Annotated in this window: 11 protein-coding genes, 1 tRNA gene and 1 riboswitch; of the genes, 9 read left to right on the forward strand and 3 right to left on the reverse strand. The window is 72.5% G+C overall.

What is annotated here, in order from left to right; genetic code table 11:
* The first annotated feature begins 89 nt into the window (after positions 1 to 89).
* The 4 genes from ACFU7Y_RS10715 (at position 90) to ACFU7Y_RS10730 (ending at position 4108) form a co-directional block, all read left to right on the forward strand.
* Complete coding sequence (locus ACFU7Y_RS10715; RefSeq protein WP_380767419.1) at positions 90 to 959, forward strand: DNA primase; 870 nt, start codon at positions 90 to 92, stop codon at positions 957 to 959.
* A gap of 81 nt (positions 960 to 1040) precedes the next feature.
* Positions 1041 to 2300: a DUF3631 domain-containing protein gene (locus ACFU7Y_RS10720; RefSeq protein WP_380767421.1), complete on the forward strand. Its 1260-nt coding sequence runs from the start codon at positions 1041 to 1043 to the stop codon at positions 2298 to 2300.
* A gap of 169 nt (positions 2301 to 2469) precedes the next feature.
* The gene (locus tag ACFU7Y_RS10725) at positions 2470 to 2664 is read left to right on the forward strand and encodes a helix-turn-helix transcriptional regulator (RefSeq protein WP_380767423.1); all 195 of its coding nucleotides are present in this window, start codon (positions 2470 to 2472) and stop codon (positions 2662 to 2664) included.
* A gap of 64 nt (positions 2665 to 2728) precedes the next feature.
* Positions 2729 to 4108 carry a tyrosine-type recombinase/integrase gene (locus ACFU7Y_RS10730; RefSeq protein WP_380767425.1) on the forward strand — a complete coding sequence of 460 codons (1380 nt, stop codon included), beginning with the start codon at positions 2729 to 2731 and terminating at the stop codon, positions 4106 to 4108.
* A 138-nt stretch (positions 4109 to 4246) separates the two neighbouring features.
* On the opposite strand, the gene ACFU7Y_RS10735 is transcribed toward ACFU7Y_RS10730, so the two are convergent.
* Positions 4247 to 4334, reverse strand: a tRNA-Ser gene (locus ACFU7Y_RS10735).
* Between the two features lie 63 nt (positions 4335 to 4397).
* The gene (locus ACFU7Y_RS10740; protein ID WP_380767427.1) at positions 4398 to 6218 is read right to left on the reverse strand and encodes a S1C family serine protease; all 1821 of its coding nucleotides are present in this window, start codon (positions 6216 to 6218) and stop codon (positions 4398 to 4400) included.
* 218 nt (positions 6219 to 6436) lie between these two features.
* A riboswitch (TPP riboswitch) is annotated at positions 6437 to 6581 on the forward strand.
* Between ACFU7Y_RS10740 and ACFU7Y_RS10745 the strand changes: the two genes are divergently transcribed.
* The 4 genes from ACFU7Y_RS10745 to ACFU7Y_RS10760 all read left to right on the forward strand — a co-directional run bounded on the left by ACFU7Y_RS10745 (position 6574) and on the right by ACFU7Y_RS10760 (position 10769).
* Positions 6574 to 7962, forward strand: coding sequence for a cytosine permease (locus tag ACFU7Y_RS10745; RefSeq protein WP_224281232.1), 1389 nt, complete (start codon positions 6574 to 6576; stop codon positions 7960 to 7962). (Overlaps the previous riboswitch by 8 nt.)
* Before the next feature lie 88 nt (positions 7963 to 8050).
* On the forward strand, positions 8051 to 8875 hold the full coding sequence (locus tag ACFU7Y_RS10750) for a glycerophosphodiester phosphodiesterase family protein (protein ID WP_224281233.1): 825 nt from the start codon (positions 8051 to 8053) through the stop codon (positions 8873 to 8875).
* A gap of 421 nt (positions 8876 to 9296) precedes the next feature.
* Positions 9297 to 9716 carry an ATP-binding protein gene (locus ACFU7Y_RS10755; RefSeq protein ID WP_374120002.1) on the forward strand — a complete coding sequence of 140 codons (420 nt, stop codon included), beginning with the start codon at positions 9297 to 9299 and terminating at the stop codon, positions 9714 to 9716.
* A 69-nt stretch (positions 9717 to 9785) separates the two neighbouring features.
* Positions 9786 to 10769: a DUF5926 family protein gene (locus ACFU7Y_RS10760; RefSeq protein WP_224281235.1), complete on the forward strand. Its 984-nt coding sequence runs from the start codon at positions 9786 to 9788 to the stop codon at positions 10767 to 10769.
* Between the two features lie 218 nt (positions 10770 to 10987).
* Here ACFU7Y_RS10760 and ACFU7Y_RS10765 read toward each other — a convergent pair whose 3' ends face one another.
* Complete coding sequence (locus tag ACFU7Y_RS10765; protein WP_224281236.1) at positions 10988 to 11623, reverse strand: bifunctional DNA primase/polymerase; 636 nt, start codon at positions 11621 to 11623, stop codon at positions 10988 to 10990.
* A 619-nt stretch (positions 11624 to 12242) separates the two neighbouring features.
* Here ACFU7Y_RS10765 and ACFU7Y_RS10770 point away from each other — a divergent pair.
* The gene (locus ACFU7Y_RS10770; RefSeq protein ID WP_224281237.1) at positions 12243 to 13694 is read left to right on the forward strand and encodes a PP2C family protein-serine/threonine phosphatase; all 1452 of its coding nucleotides are present in this window, start codon (positions 12243 to 12245) and stop codon (positions 13692 to 13694) included.
* Positions 13695 to 13744: the final 50 nt, after the last annotated feature.

Genomic DNA, 13744 nt, shown 5'->3' on the forward strand with positions numbered 1-13744 from the left:
GCTTCGCGACGAGCAGCGCAGGCCCGCGCACAAGGTCTGCGCCGAACAGCACCTCGCGGAGCAGCCCCCGCCGACGTCTGGAGACCGGCGTGACCTCATCCCTGCAACTCGCCCTCGAACTGCCCCGACTCGGCCTTCCGGTGCTGCCACTGCGGGCCGGGAAACGCCCGGTCGGCAACTGCCCGGCCTGTAAGGACAACGCCTGCGGCGGCCGGCCGAACATGAAGGACCCGGGCACGTGTGCCTGCCCGGCGCCGTGCCACGCGTGGGCCGCCGCCACCACCGATCCCGCGGTCCTGACCAGCCCGCCGTGGCTGCGGGCGTGGCGGGAGGCAGAGGCGGTGGCCTACCACCCGGGCGGCGCCGGGCTGACCGTGGTCGACCTCGACAGCGCTGACGCCGTCACCTGGGCCCGGACCGCCCTGCCCCCGACACTGACCGTGCCGAGCACCCGGGGCGAGCACTGGGTCTATCGGGGCGCCATGCTCTCCGCCAATAGGGTCCGCCCTGGCGTGGACGTCAAATCGACCATGGCGTACGCACGTTGGCTCGGCTACGGCACCGGCACCATGGCACCGCTGCCCGACACCGTCCGCGCCCTAGTGGTCAAGGAAGAGGCCACCCCGCCGCCGAGCGGGGCGCGGGTGGCCTCTTCGCCCTCGCCGACCTGGACCCGCACCGTGGGCCACGGGTGCCGCCACACCGAGCGCTTCATCCACACCGGCCTGCAACGCGGCCTCGACAAAATCGCGGCCTGCCGGAAGAGCGGCGCCGGATCGCAGGCCTTCGGAGTCGCCCGCTTCCTCGCCGCCCAACACACCCGATGCCCCGGCCCCTGCGGCCTCGACACCATCGCCCAGCAGCTCATCAACGCCGCCGTCAACGTCGGTGTCCCCCACGACTACGCCACCCGCGCCGTCGACCGCGGCTTCACCACCGCCGGCGCTCAGGCCGCCTGACGTGCCCAAAGCGGGCCGCCCATCCGACCAAAGACCGGCGGCCCGCTCCCAACCAGCCCCAACAGAACTGGAGAGGCCAGCATGACCGATCCCACCCCGCCCGTCACCACCGACACCGACGACGGCGCCGCCGTGCTCGACGCCGTCGAAGCCTTCCACCGCCGCTTCAACGTCTTCCCGTCCGAGGCCGCGTACACCGCCGTCGTGCTGTGGGACGCCCACAGTCACCTGCTCGACTGCTTCGAGTCCACCCCGCGCATCGCGTTCCTCTCCCCGGAACCCGGATCCGGTAAGACCCGGGCCCTGGAGATCATCGAGACGCTCACCCCGCGCCCGATGCTCACCACCGACGTCTCCCCGGCTGCCCTGTTCCGGTCCGTCTGCGACCCCGACGCCCGGCCCACCGTGCTGTTCGACGAGATCGACACCACCTTCGGCCCCAAGGCCGCCGGCAACGAAGACCTGCGCGGCCTCATCAACTCCGGCCACCGCCGATCCGGCGTCGTCCTGCGCTGCGTCGGCGACGGCAACACCCAGACCGTCCAGCCCTTCCCTGTCTACGCCGCCCTCGCGATGGGCGGCCTCGGCGACCTGCCCGACACCATCATGAGCCGATCCGTCATCATCCGGATGCGCCGCCGTGCCCCCAACGAGAAGGTCGAGCCCTACCGCGAGCGCATCCACAAGGCCGAGGGCCACGCCCTGCGCGAACGCCTCGCCACCTGGGCCAACAGCGTCCGCCAGAAGCTCGAAGGCGCCTGGCCCGAACTGCCCGAGGGCATCAGCGACCGGCCCGCCGACGTATGGGAACCCCTGCTTGCCGTCGCCGACGCCGCCGGCGGCCACTGGCCCAAGCGCGCCCGCGCCGCCTGCGTCCAGCTCGTCACCGCCGCCAAGGCCAACGACAAGGGCTCCGTCGGCATCCGCCTCCTGACCGACCTGCGCACCATCTTCGACGGCGCCGAGCGCATGCTCAGCGCCGACCTGCTCAGCAAGCTCGCCGAACTCGACGACGCCCCGTGGGCCGACCTCGACGGCAAGCCCATCACCGCCCGCGCCCTCGCCAAGATGCTCTGCGACTACGTCAAGGCCGACAACGACCCCATCAAGCCGCGCAACATCAAGACCGGCCCCAAGAGCAGTGCCAAGGGCTACTACGCCGCCGACCTCGCCGACGCATGGCTGCGGTACTGCCCGCCCCGCCAGCCTCGCCCCCAGGAAGCCGCTACCACCGCTACTGCCGCTACCGCGCAGGTCAGGGCCCTGTTTCCGGTAGCGGATACGCCCGAGGTAGCGGATACCGACCCGCTACCCGCCACCCCGGCCGCCGCCGCGCCGTAGGCCGACCGCCGCTCCCGCCCACCCGGCAGGAGCGGCACCAATCCGCTACCGCTACCCAATCCGCTACCAAAAACATGCCCCTGACCAGGCAGGTAGCGGTAGTAGCGGCAGTAGCGGATCCCGCAGGGGGAAGGGGCGAAGCCCCAAAAAAAGGATCCCGGAGGAGCACGTGTCCAAGACCGACCCGAAGCTCAAGCTCGCTGCTGTCCTCGAAGAGATCGACATGTCCCGTTCCGCGTACTACCGGATGGTCGCCTTGGGGAAGGGACCCAAGACCATGAAGCTCCCCAACGGCCAGCTGCGCATCCGGCGTAGCGCCCTCGACGCCTGGTGGGCCGCGCAGGAGCAGTCCTCCGCCGCCTGAAAACCGACCGCTGAAGCACTTAGGAGCCCCGGCCAACGCCGGGGCTCCGTCATTTGGAGAGCACGTGCTGACGTACGACGTGAAGCTGTACACCATCCGTCAACGGCCCAACCGGAAAAAGCCGTTCGAGCTGCGCTGGAAGGTCGGGTCGAAGCCCCACTCGAAGAGCTACGTCACCAAGACCCTTGCCACCGGCAGGCTGGCCGAACTCCGCACCGCGATGAAGGACGGCGAGCAGTTCGACGTCGAGACCGGCTTGCCCGCCTCCGAACTGCGCGAGCTGATGCGACAGCAGAAGCAGGAATCCTGGTTCGAGCACGCGAAAAAGTACGCCAAGGTCACGTGGTCGGGATCGTCCGCAAAGGAACGTGCCGCGCGGGCGGATGGGCTGGCCACGATCACTCCGGCGCTCGTGACGGACCACCGTGGGGCACCGCCGGCGGCCGAGTTGCGGAGGGCCCTTTCGTGCTGGGCGTTCAACTTCTCTGAGCACCGGGGCGAGATCCCGGAGAAGTTCGCGGAAGCGCTCGGTTGGCTCGCCCGAAAGTCGGTGCCTGTCTCACAGTTGGAGGAGTCGGACACCCTCCGGGAGGCCCTGACGGCCATCACCCTCAAGCTGGACGGCGGGCGGGCGGCGGACAACACGATCAGGCGCAAGTACTCCACCCTCAGCGGCGCGATCGGGTACGCGATCGAGCGGAAACTCCTTACGGCGAACCCGTTGAAGTCCGTGAAGTGGGAGCCACCGGAGACGGATGACGAGATCGACTTCCGGTACGTTCCGGCACCGCGACAGGCACGGGAACTGATCGAAGCGGTCCGGGCGCTCGGCCTGCGCGGGCGCCACCTGGCCACGTACTACGGCTGCATCAACTGGGCCGCCATGCGTCCGGCCGAGGTTGCTCACCTCCGCTTGGCCGACTGCACGCTCCCGAAAACGGGGTGGGGCCTCATCGTGGCCCCCGGTAGCTCGCCCCGGGTCGGCTCGCGGTGGACCGACGACGGGCAGTCCCATGAAGAACGCGGCTTGAAGCACCGGCCCCGTAAGGCCACTCGGGAGATCCCGATCCCTCCGGTGTTCGTCGGGCTGCTGCGGGAGCACGTGGACGAGTTCGGGCTTGGCCTCGACGGGCGCCTGTTCCAGGCCGCCGAGGGTGGGCTGGTCAGCACCAAGGAGACCTCGGAAGTCTGGAAGAAGGCCAGAGAGCTGGCGCTCACCCCCGCACAAGTAGACACACCGTTCGCCGAGGTGCCGTACAGCCTCCGGGCCACCTGCGTGTCCGGGTGGCTGGCGGCCGGCGTCGACCCAGCGGAGGTTGCTCACCGGGCCGGACACAGCATCACGGTGCTCTTCAAGTTCTACGCCAAGGTGCTCGACGGCCGGAAGGACCGGTCCAACACCCTGATCGAGCGGTTCCTCGACCAGGAGTACGGCGGGGAGTAGGCCACGAATCTGGCCCACAGCTGGCCCACACACGCTGACCTGACCCGGCACACGGGTGGGACAGCCCGGGACGGAATCGAAAAGGGCGGGTATCGGCTTGCTGCCGATACCCGCCCTGAGCTGGGTGTTCCTCACCAGCGGAGAGCGTGGGATTCGAACCCACGGTGACGGGTCACGCCACGACAGTTTTCAAGACTGTTCCCTTAGGCCGCTCGGGCAGCTCTCCAGGCGGAGGTCAGCCTAACGGGTCCGGCGGGGTTCGGCGCACACCTTTCGGCGCGGGCGGGGGTCACTGGTCGCCCTCGCGCTGGCCGAGGGTGACCTTGGTGTTGAAGGTCTGGCCGTTGCGGGTGTACTCAACGTCGACGGTCTCACCGGGCTTGTGCGTCCAGATCCGGCTGACCAGGGCGGGGCCGTTCTCGATCGGGACACCGCCGAGCTTGGTGATGACGTCGCCCGGCTTGAGGCCGGCCTTGTCGGCCGCGCCGCCGGGGGTGACGGCGGGCTGGCCCTGGATGTCCTTGGTCTGGATCTGCGCGCCGTCGCCCTTGTAGTCGTCGTTGCGCAGCACGTCGAGCTTGGCGTAGACCGGCTTGCCGGTCTTGATCAGGGTGTCCGCGACCCACTTGGCCTGGTTGATCGGGATGGCGAAGCCCAGGCCGATGCTGCCGGCCCGCCCGTTGGCGGAAGCGTTGGACTGGATCGCCGAGTTGATGCCGATCACCGCGCCGCCGGAGTCGAGCAGCGGGCCGCCGGAGTTGCCGGGGTTGATCGAGGCGTCGGTCTGGAGGGCGTTCATGTACGAGGCCTGCGATCCGGTCTCGTCGCCGGAGGCCACCGGCCGGTCCTTGGCGCTGATGATGCCGCTGGTGACGGTGGACTCCAGGCCGTACGGCGCGCCGATCGCGACGGTGGCGTCGCCGACGTTGACCTTGTCGGAGTCGGCCAGCGGCAGCGGGGCCAGCTTGCTCTTGGGCGGGTTGTCGATCTTGACCACGGCGACGTCGTAACCCTCGGCGTGGCCCAGCACCGAGGCGCTGTACGAGGTGCCGTCGGCGAACTTGACGGTCAGTTTGCCGCCGTTGAGGGTCGGCGCCACCACGTGGTTGTTGGTGAGGATGTGGCCCTCGGTGTCGAAGACGAAGCCGGTGCCGGTGCCCGACTCGCCGTTGCCCTGCGCCTTGATGGTGACGACGCTGGGCAGCGCCTTCTGCGCGATGGCGGCGATCGAGCCGGGGGCGGGCTCGTTCTTCTGGGTGTCGCTGGCCTGGACGGTGGTGCTGCGGTGGTCGTTCGGGGAGTTGCTGTCGTCGGCGCGGTTGGCGACGGTCACGCCGAGCGTGCCGCCGGCCACACCGGCGACCAGCGCGACGGCCGCGATCAGGGCGACCAGGCCGCCGCGCTTCTTGCGAGCGCCGGGGCCGGCCGGACCGCCGGGGTGGTCCGCCGGGTAGCCGAGCGGGCCGGCCGGACCGCCGGGGTGGTCCGCCGGGTAGCCGAGCGGGCCCGCCGGGCCGCCGGGGTGGCCCGCGCCGCCGGAGGTGGAGTCGTGGGTGGGGCCCCAGCCACCGAGCGGCTGGCCGGCCCCGAAGGGGTGGTGGCCGTGCGCGGCGGGGGCGGCCGGAACGGCCGGAGCGGCGCCGTACCCCTCGTGCGCGCCGGCGGTGGGGACGCCGTGGGTCGGGGTGGCGTACGGGTTGCCGGCCGGCGGCAGGGCCGGGGCGGCCGGGGCCTGCGGGGCGGGCGGCAGGACGGGCGGCGGCGCGTCGATGTAGCCGGTGGCCGGGTCGACGGCAGGCTCCTCGACGGCGGGCGCCACGGGCGCGGCAGGTGCCACGGGCGCGGCGGGTGCCTCCGGTGCGGGCACCTTGGTGAAGGCGACGGTCGGCTTGTGCCCGCCCTCGGCCGAAGGCGCGTCGACCGGGCCCTGCCCGGACTCGACGGCACCGGCCTCGCCGGCACCCGCCTCCGGCTCGGGCACCCGCCGGAAGGCCATGGTCGGCTGGTGCCCGCCCTGAGCGGGGCCCTCGGAAGCGGACTCGGCCGCTCCCCGGCCGGCGGGCTGCTCCCCCTGCGGCCCGGTGGGCCCAACCTCGCGCTCGGTGCTCACGGACGACCTCCATAGCTGGCAGAACCAAGGACCATAGTTTTTCGCACTGTCGATTCGATTGCCGTAAGGACCCCTCTGAAGAACTCATAAGAATCCTTAGCCGGCACCGACGCCGGTACCGGCGGCCGAGGCTCCCCTCCCCCGCCGGACGTCCCGCGATGGACCGCGACTCCCTCGGCCTTGGGCGTTCGCCCCCGTGCCGGTTAGCCTGTCGCTCCAAACTGACACGCGGGAGCTTGGACCCACCAGGCTGAGAGTGCGCATGTCGACCGTACGCCACACGAGTGGCGGACGTTCGAGGGGGCGCTGACCGCCGGAACCTGTCCGGGTAATGCCGGCGTAGGGAGTATCGGCCATGCCGCCTGCTTCGCCATCCTCTTCTTCGGGCGCGAACGCCACCTCTTCGAGTGCGACCGCCGTCCTGGAGCGCCCCGAGGCCCCCCTGGTCCTGGACACCGAGCCGCCGCGCACGCTGCGCTTCCGGGACCACTTCGCGCTCTGGATGAACCTGGGCGTCAGCCTGATCGGCTTCTCCACCGCCGCCACCGTGCTCGGCGCCCCCGGCAGTGAGCTGTCGCTGGCCGCCGCGGTGACCGCGATCGTGATCGGTACGGCGGTCGGCACCGCGATGCTCGGCGTGGCCGCACTGATCGGCGCCCGCACCGGCGCCCCCGCGATGGCGAACCTGCGCGGGCTGTTCGGCACCCGGCTGTCCTACCTGCCGACGGTGCTGAACATCGTGCAGTGCATCGGCTGGGGCGTGTTCGAGCTGCTGACCATCTCGGCGGGCGCGCAGACCGTCGCGCACACCACCGGCTACCGCTGGCTGTTCGTCCTGCTCGCCGGCGCGCTGACCACCGCGCTGACCATCTGGCCGCTGGGCTCGATCGCGGTGCTGCGCCGCTTCGTGGCCGGGGCGGTCGCGGTGGCGATGGTGTACTTCACCGTCCAGCTGGGCCGCCAGGGCGTGCCGGACCCGGGCGCGGGCAACTGGCACGGCTTCCTGGGCGCCACCGACGCGATGATCGCGGTGTCGGTCTCCTTCGTCCCGCTGGCCGCCGACTACACCCGGCACTCGCGCACCCCGCGCTCGGCGTTCTGGGGCAGCTTCTCCGGCTACACGATCGCCCAGGTCTGGTGCTACGTGCTCGGCCTGATGGCGCTGCTGCAGTCGGACGGCGACCCGAACCGGATCTTCGACTCCTTCCTCGGGGTCTGGGCCGGCTGGCTGTTCCTGCTGGTGCTGGTGCTGCGCGAGACCGACCAGTCCTTCGCCAACGTGTACTCGACCGCGATGTCGGTGCAGAACCTGCTGCCGAAGGTGGACCGCCGGGTGCTCTCCGGCGCGATCGGCGCGCTGACCACCGTGCTGGCGCTGCAGATCGACGAGTTCACCGACACCTACTACGGCTTCCTCGGCCTCATCGGCTCGGTGTTCGTCCCGCTGCTGGCGGTGCTCGCGGTGGACTACTTCCTCGGCGCCGGCCGGCGCGGCTGGAACCTCTCCGCCGACGCGCCGTCCCGCTGGCTGATGCTGCTGCCGTGGGCACTGGGCTTCGCGGTCTACCAGTTCATCGCGCCGACCAAGGTGGCCGACTGGTGGACGGACTTCTGGACCTCCGCCCAGGAAGCGCTGCACTTCACCCCGCAGGAGTGGACCTCCGCCTCGTTGTTCGCCTTCCTGGTGCCCGCCCTGGCCACCTGGGCGCTCACCCCGCTCAGCCGCCGCGCCGGCAGCCGCTGAGGAAACCGGGGAAGCGCAGGCGCAGACGGCCCCACGGGTTGGGGCCGTCTTTGTCCGCGCTTCACTTCCGCCGCCTATCGTTGGCCCTGTGACCAGCCCAGACCTGTCCTCGACGACGGCGCGCACCGTGCCCTCCGTCCAGGTGATCGCCCACCGCGGTTCCTCCCACGCCCTGCCCGAGCACACCCTCGCGGCCTACCGGCGCGCGCTCGACGAGGGCGCGGACGCGCTGGAGTGCGACGTCCGGGTGACCGCCGACGGCGCGCTGGTCTGCGTGCACGACCGCCGGATCGGCCGGGTCTCCAACGGCCGCGGCACCGTCTCGGCCATGACCCTCGCCGAGCTGGAGGCGTACGACTTCGGTGCCTGGAAGACCGGCCGCCCCAGCACCGACCCGGAGCTGCGCGGGGTGCTGCGGCTGGAGCGGCTGCTGGAGCTGGTGGTGGACTGCGGCCGCCCGGTGGACCTGGCGATCGAGACCAAGCACCCGGTGCGCTTCCGGGGCCGGGTGGAGGCCGAGCTGCTGCGGACGCTGGAGCGGTTCAGGATCGGCGCGACCCGGGAGGGCGACCGCCCGTCCGCCCGGATCATGAGCTTCTCCTCGGTCGCCCTGAACCGGGTGGCCGCCGCCGCGCCGGAGTACCGGCAGGTCTTCCTGTTCGAGCGGACCCTGCCGCTGGTCGGCCGCCTGCGCGCCGGCTCGCCGCTGCCGGGCGGGGCGCGGATCGCCGGCCCGGGCATCGAGCTGGTGCGGGCCCGCCCGCAGCTGGTGACCCGGCTGCGCGAGCTGGGGCACGAGGTACACGTGTGGACGGTGGACGAGCCGGCCGACGTCGAGCTCTGCCTGGAGCTCGGAGTGTCGGCGATCATCACCAACCGGCCCGCGGAGGTGCTGGCGCAGCTCGGACGGTGATCCGCCGACGCACCGAAGGCGATACCCGTCCGATCCGATCACGCTGGTCGGCAGTCAAACCTTCCTCGTACGAAATTGCCGGAATTCTCGCATCCGGGCGACAGAGGGTGAGCGCGGAATGACCTGATGTCGACCGTCCGTCGCCGCACTCGAAATGGGCTCGCGGGATCGTCCGGTGCTCGTTTCCGACGCATTACCAAGGGGCATCTCTCCCTCGGCATACGCTGAAGGAGGTCCGGGGGTGGCGTTGATGGTGGCGCGTACTGTGCCCACAGGAGTTGGGCCGACCTCATCGACCATGGCAGTGCCGCACGGCCCAGCGAGTGTCGGGGTCGCACGGCGCCGACTGCGTCGAGATCTGGGTGACCGGCAGATACCGGAACCGGTCATCGATGATGCTGTTCTGATCCTTTCCGAGCTGTTGAGCAACGCCTGTCGGTACGCCCGTCCGCTCGGCCCGCTGCCGGCGCTGGGCCGCAGCGCCCGGGCCGAGGTGCTCGGACAGGTGCTGGTCGGCCTCCCGTCCGGGGCGCACTCCGCGCAGGGCGGCCAGGAGTCCGCCGAGGGCTCGGACGAGCCGCACGGCGGGGTGCTGATCCGCTGGCAGATGCACGCCGACGGGGTGCTCACCCTGGAGGTCACGGACGGCGGGGCGGCCACCCGGCCGCTGCCCGCGAGTCCCTCGCTGACCTCCCGCGGCGGCCGCGGCCTGAGCATCGTGGACCAGCTGGCCAGCGACTGGGGCGTGCGCGACGCCCCGGGCGAGGTCACGGTCTGGGCGGCGCTGCCCGCCCGGGCCCGGCACGCCCGGCACGCCGGGGGCGATGCCCGTAGCGCGTGAGCCGGGCCCGGGGAATGTGTCGTTAGGCTTCCCGGAACACAGAACCACCGTTCCCGGGAGAGCCGCAGCATGGGCAAGAAGGCCGCCAAGAAGGCGCCGCAGCGCCAGTCCACCACCGCCGTCACGGGCGAGATCCCCGTGGTCGGGGCCCGCGAGGACTGCCCCTGCGGCTCGGGCCGCCGGTACAAGGCGTGTCACGGCCGGGAGGCCTCGCACGCGGTGCAGGAGCTGGTGCACCGCCCGTTCGAGGGCCTGCCGGGCGAGGCCGACTGGGTGGCGCTGCGCGAGCTGGTGCCCGCCGCCACGGTGCCGCTGACGCTGGCCGCCGGGGTGGCCGAGGGCGCGACCGGCGACGTCCCGTCGGTGACCCTGGCCACCGTGCTGCCGCTGGCCTGGCCGGCCCTGCGCCGCCAGGACGGCTCGATCCTGCTCGGCCTGCAGACCCAGTCCGCCTCCGGCGACCTCAGCCGCGACCTCGCGGACGCCCTGGAGCTGGCCCTGGCCACCGAGCCGGGCAGTCCGGTGCCGGCCCGCCGGACCGTCCCGGGCGGGCGCCGTCTGCAGGACCTGCTGGACACCACCGCCGCGTTCACGCCCACCGTGCACACCGGCTTCGAGTTCTGGCTGGAGGACGCCGAGTCCGCCACCGGCGAGGTCGCCGCCTCCCTGGAGCGCGCCAACGCCTCGGCCATCCCGACCGAGAAGCTCGCCGGCGTGGACTCCGCCTACTGGTGCGGCACCCCGGACAAGAACCACCTGCGCTGGGTGATGACCGTGCCCGAGGAGCAGCTGCTGGACGCGCTGGCCCGGCTGGACGCGGCCGGCGAGGCGTCGCTCGGCGCGGACACCCGTCTGGTCGGCTCCTTCCGCGCGCACGGCCTGACCGTCCCGGTGTGGGACCTCCCGCTCGCGATGTCCGCCGCCGACTGCGAGAAGCCGGCGGCGGAGTTCGCCGAGCGGCTCGCCGCCGTGCTCGCCGACGGGACCCCGCTGACCGCCGAGGAGCGGCGTGCCCGCGCGAACCTGGTGAACCGTCAGGTCACTTTGAACTAAAGCGCACCGGATCTGCGTGATACGCGTCACATTGCTGCGGTGAACGCGCAATTTCCGGGCGTGCAGGGCGTCTTGGAAATTGGCGCGGGCGCGGATCCTTGTTACTGTCTAAAGAGTCCGGCCGCTGGTGCATCCCCCGTCGCCAGCGGCCGGATCTTTTGTTTTTCCGGAACGCCCCGGCGGACGGCCCCCGATGCCCCGCCCGGCCCCGGTGATCCTCAGTAGGCCGAGCGTCCGCTGTCCAGCCGGACCGTCGCCTCCACCAACTCCCCCAGCAGCGGCCCGACCTGCGGCAGCCAGACCCCGCCACCGGCACCCGGTCGCGGCGCGAGCACCCAGCGCACCTGCCCGGCCGCGCCGCCGGGCGGCAGCGGCAGGAAGCCACCCGGCCCGTGATAGCGCAACGATCCCGGCACCCAGGGGAGTTGGGCAAGCATCTCGCCGAGCACGTCCAGCGAGTACGGTGCCACCAGCAGCGCGTAGCGGCCCGGCATCGCCAGCACCGGTCCGAGCGGCAACCGCAGCGCGCCCAGGTAGGCCAGCGCCCGGGCGCCGGCCGCCGCGGGCAGGCTGACCGCCGAGACCGTGGAGCCGGTCGCGGCCAGCACCGGCGCGTCCGGGCTCTGCCGCTCCCACCACCAGCGCACCATCCGGGCGTCCGTGGTCGCGGCCAGCAGCGAGGGGTCGTGCGGGTGTGCGCCGGGGACGGTGCAGTCCAGGTCACCGCAGGAGCAGCAGCCGTCGCGCAGCACGGCGCCCGGCACCACGGGCCAGCGGTGGTCGACGGCGGCCGTCAGGGCCGCGGCCAGTCGGGCGGCATGCTCCTCCGGCCGGCCCTTCGGGTTCTCACGCATGGCGCTCGTTCCTTTCCCTGACCGCTCGGTTCGCTCCGCCCCGCCGGCATCCGTCGGGATCCTCCGCACGGGCTGGCCGCGGCACGGCCCGGGCGGCACGGAGCGGAGCGGGGCGGGCGGCAACGCGGACGGCGCGGCTACGACGTGGAGCGGGTGTGGAGCACGACATGAAGGGCCGCGCACCAGCACAGCCCTTGGAACGAGAATCCCGTACGCGACCGGATGGACGCCGCCCGGGCGCGCTTGGTTCCACCGTACGAGTGAGAGAGTTCCGGTCGGCCAGGCTCGCGGGCGGCACGGACATACGATCCGGACGGCCGCCCGGGCCGTCCTCCCGGTTCTGCCCGTTCGCGGCCCGCTCCATGCCTCCCGGTCCGCCCGGCGCGCACGCGAGCCCTGAGCGCCCCCGACCGGGTCGCGATGGATGTGGAACGGGCCACCGCGTCGTCCTGGATCTGGACATGCCCCGAATGGCCTGTGTAGAAGTGGTGGCATTGCTGTCGATCAATGACGAGTAGTAGCGAATCGAGGCGAAACACGCCCATTGGCCGTGCTCGCTCCACATTGGCCGTACCTGGGGGTTTCGCATGGCACGTAGCACCGCGTCAGGAGTGGCGGCATGAACGAGTCCCACCCGTCGACGGCCCTCCCGTCGACGACGACCGCCGAGCCGGGCGAACCCGGCTGCGCAGGCGGGCTCACCGTCCTCGACCCGCCGGACCTGCCCGGCCGGGTCGATGCCCCGGACGGCACGGCGGACGGACGCACGGCGCCGTCCGCTGCGGTGCAGGACCGTTTGGCCGGACGCCTGTCCGATATCACCAGCCTGCACGAACACACCGAGCGGCTCGCCCGTACCCGCGGCCTGGCCGCCACCCTGGACACCGTCCTCGCCTCCGGAGCCGCCCTGCTCGGCGCCCGGCGCGGCGTGCTGGTCACCAGGCTGCCCGGCGGCGGGCCCGGCCAGCCGGTCGGCTTCGGCCTCGACCGCGCCAGCCTCGGCGCGTTGGAGACCGTCCCGACCGAGCAGAGCCTGCTGGCCAGGCTGCTGCGCGAACGGGACCGGCCCGCGCAGCTGCACTCCCGCGACCTCGCCGAGGACCCGGCCATCGGCGCCCGGCTGCGCGAACTCGCCGTCCACCTCGGCCTCGGCGGCGCCTTCGGCCTGCCGCTCGCCACCCCCGAGGACGGCCCGCTCGCCGCCGCCCTCTGGTTCTGGGACGAGCCCGCCGAACCGACCGGATGCCGGCGCGAACTGGCCCGCCACTACTGCGAGATCGCCGCCCCGCTGCTCGCCAAGCAGCTGGAGTCGGACCGGATCGCGCGCACCACCGAGGCACTGCGCCGCGGCCTGCTGCCGGACCGGCTCCCCCAGGCCGCCGGACTGCGGCTGGCCGCCCGGCTCGTCCCGGCCGGGCTGGAGCGCTCCTGCGGCAGCGACTGGTACGACGCGATCCCGCTGCCGGACGGCACCATCGGCCTCACCGTCGGCTCCGTCTCCGGCGACGGCCCCGGTGCGGGCCCGGGCTCCGCCCCCGGCGCGGCCGCCGCGATGGGCCGGGTCCGGTCCGCGCTGCGCGCCTACGCGGTGCTGGAGGGCGAGGACCCGGTCTCCGTCCTGGGGGACCTGGAGCTGCTGCTCAAGACCACCGAGCCGAGCCGCACCGCCACCGCCGTCTACGCCTGGGTCGAGCCCGAGGAGCGCCGGATCACCCTGGCCGGCGCCGGGCACTGCCCGCCGGTCCTGGTCGGCCGGCACGGCGCCGAGTTCGTGGAGACCTCGCTCTCCGCCCCGCTCGGCATGCTGGCCTGCTGGGAGGCCCCCGGAGTGGAGTTCATCGCGGAGCGCGGCGACACCCTGCTGCTCTACACCGAAGGACTGGCCCGCCGCTGCGGCCCGACCCTGCACGCCGGGCAGGCCAACCTGCGCCGGGCCGCCGCCGACGCCCCGCGCGACGTGCGGATCGACCCGGACCGCCTCTGCGCCCACCTGCTGGCCGTCTGCCCGGACCCGGACGCCGCGACCACGGCCACCGACGACCTGATGCTGCTGGCGGCCCGCTTCGAGTGACCGTTCGGGGCCGGAACGAACGGGCGGCCGGGCGTCCGTACCATGGACGC

Source organism: Kitasatospora sp. NPDC057542, assembly GCF_042801945.1.
Lineage (GTDB): Bacteria > Actinomycetota > Actinomycetes > Streptomycetales > Streptomycetaceae > Kitasatospora.

What these genes read in the sequence shown, in the direction of transcription:
- ACFU7Y_RS10765 (WP_224281236.1), bottom strand. Translation starts at nt 11,623, where the DNA reads ATGCGTGAGAACCCGAAGGGCCGGCCGGAGGAGCATGCCGCCCGACTG.
- ACFU7Y_RS10770 (WP_224281237.1), top strand. Translation starts at nt 12,243, where the DNA reads ATGAACGAGTCCCACCCGTCGACGGCCCTCCCGTCGACGACGACCGCC.
- ACFU7Y_RS10760 (WP_224281235.1), top strand. Translation starts at nt 9,786, where the DNA reads ATGGGCAAGAAGGCCGCCAAGAAGGCGCCGCAGCGCCAGTCCACCACC.
- ACFU7Y_RS10720 (WP_380767421.1), top strand. Translation starts at nt 1,041, where the DNA reads ATGACCGATCCCACCCCGCCCGTCACCACCGACACCGACGACGGCGCC.
- ACFU7Y_RS10745 (WP_224281232.1), top strand. Translation starts at nt 6,574, where the DNA reads ATGCCGCCTGCTTCGCCATCCTCTTCTTCGGGCGCGAACGCCACCTCT.